Here is a 1,588-nt window from a genome sequence, read left to right as displayed (position 1 = left end):
AGTGGACTTGGGTTCAGATTGCTCGATTTCAGATATTTGCTCAAATATCCCGAAATGCTGATCTATTTAACCGTGATGGGCATCTTCGGAGTGGGTGTAGATTCGCTACTTAGACGTATCGTCAATTAAAGATTAATTGAACGCTCGTAATACGCTTCTCCGAAGCGTTTTGTTTATACCGTTTCGGAGAAACGGAATACGGGGTAATATGCTTTTCCGAAGCGTTCTGTTTATACCGTTTCGGAGAAACGGAATACGCTTGTAATACGTTTTTCCAAAGCTTGGGTTTACTCAAATGACTATTACTTGACATGAAAAATCGTGAATTTGTATTTAGTACAAAAATTATTATGCGATGGTAATGTATGAGACAATTAGATGAAATAAAAAAAATTATAAAGAGTAACAATTCGGAATTGAAAAACAAATATTTAGTAAAAAATATTGCGATATTCGGTTCTTATGCAAGAAATGAGCAGCGAGAAAATAGCGACATTGATATTTTAGTTGAATTTCGGGAGCCGGTTGGTTTACTTTTTGTTCATCTCGCAGATTATTTGGAAGAAATTTTAGAAAAAAAAGTAGATTTACTCACATCTGATGCGATAAAACTAAATAGGAAAAAGTATATAATGGAAGATTTGACATATGTCTAAAAGAGAATACAGATTATTTATTGATGATATTATTGAGTCTATTGAATTAATTGACGAGTATATTTTGGGAATGGATTTTGAAAAATTCAAGAATGACAGAAAAACAATCGATGCTGTGGTAAGAAATTTAGAAATAATTGGTGAAGCATCGAACAATATTCCCGCCAGTCTCAGAGATAAATATTCTGATATTGATTGGAGCGGAATAATTGGCTTGAGGAATAGAATAGCCCATGAGTATTTTGGAATAAGTTTATCAATTATATGGAATATCAGTACAAGGGAACTTTTAATATTTAAAGATCAAATAATTGATATTACCAAAGATATATCATAACCCGTAATACGCATTTCCAAAGCGTGCTGTTCAAGCCGTTTCGGAGAAACGGAATACGGTTGTAATACGCTTCTCCGAAGCGTTCTGTTCATGCCGTTTCGGAGAAACGGAATACGGTTCAAGTCGTTCTATTTCTGCTCAAAACAAAACTCCCCAAAGAATTCTTCGGGGAGTTTTGTTTGTTTATCAAATTTGAGTTTCTATCTATAGAATTGCCTTTATCTGATAAAGATCATTTTGCGAACAGCCTGTTTTGAGCCAGTATTCAATTTATAGAAATAGATTCCGCTTGAGACATTCTTTCCGTTTTGATCTTTTCCGTTCCAGTTAATTTCACCGCGTTTGGCGGTTATAAAATCGGTCAGGTCATAAGTTCTCACTGTTTGCCCCAGAACGTTGTAAATTGTCAGTTCGGCATTTTTTACCGTTTTTCCAAGTGCGAAGGAGATGGATGTGGAAGCTACCACCGGATTGGGGAAATTTTGTTCAAGAGCAAATTTGTTCAGTTCAGGTTCATTTCCGCTTGAATTCGGGTCATACAAGAAGGAACCATAGACGGATGTATTGCCATCAAACGTTACAACTTCCAACCAGT

The 1,588-nt window shown here is 35.5% G+C and carries 3 protein-coding genes; 2 read left to right on the top strand and 1 reads right to left on the bottom strand.

The window, feature by feature from the left end; translation table 11 throughout:
• Positions 1-365: 365 nt before the first annotated feature.
• Entirely contained in the window at positions 366-656 is a 291-nt protein-coding gene (locus tag U9P79_09770) for a nucleotidyltransferase family protein (GenBank protein MEA2104909.1), read from the top strand.
• Entirely contained in the window at positions 649-993 is a 345-nt protein-coding gene (locus U9P79_09765; GenBank protein MEA2104908.1) for a DUF86 domain-containing protein, read from the top strand. The genes U9P79_09770 and U9P79_09765 overlap by 8 nt, the downstream gene beginning before the upstream one ends.
• A 218-nt stretch (positions 994-1,211) precedes the next feature.
• Here the strand turns inward: U9P79_09765 and U9P79_09760 are convergent.
• The coding region (locus U9P79_09760) for a T9SS type A sorting domain-containing protein (protein MEA2104907.1) at positions 1,212-1,588 on the bottom strand (377 nt) is incomplete at its 5' end.

This window comes from Candidatus Cloacimonadota bacterium, assembly GCA_034661015.1.
In the GTDB taxonomy this organism is placed as follows: Bacteria; Cloacimonadota; Cloacimonadia; order JGIOTU-2; family JGIOTU-2; genus JAYEKN01.
This window is presented reverse-complemented; position numbering and strand designations above follow the sequence as displayed.

Coding starts and splice junctions, on each gene's coding strand:
- U9P79_09770 (MEA2104909.1), top strand. CDS start 366: ATGAGACAATTAGATGAAATAAAAAAAATTATAAAGAGTAACAATTCG.
- U9P79_09765 (MEA2104908.1), top strand. CDS start 649: ATGTCTAAAAGAGAATACAGATTATTTATTGATGATATTATTGAGTCT.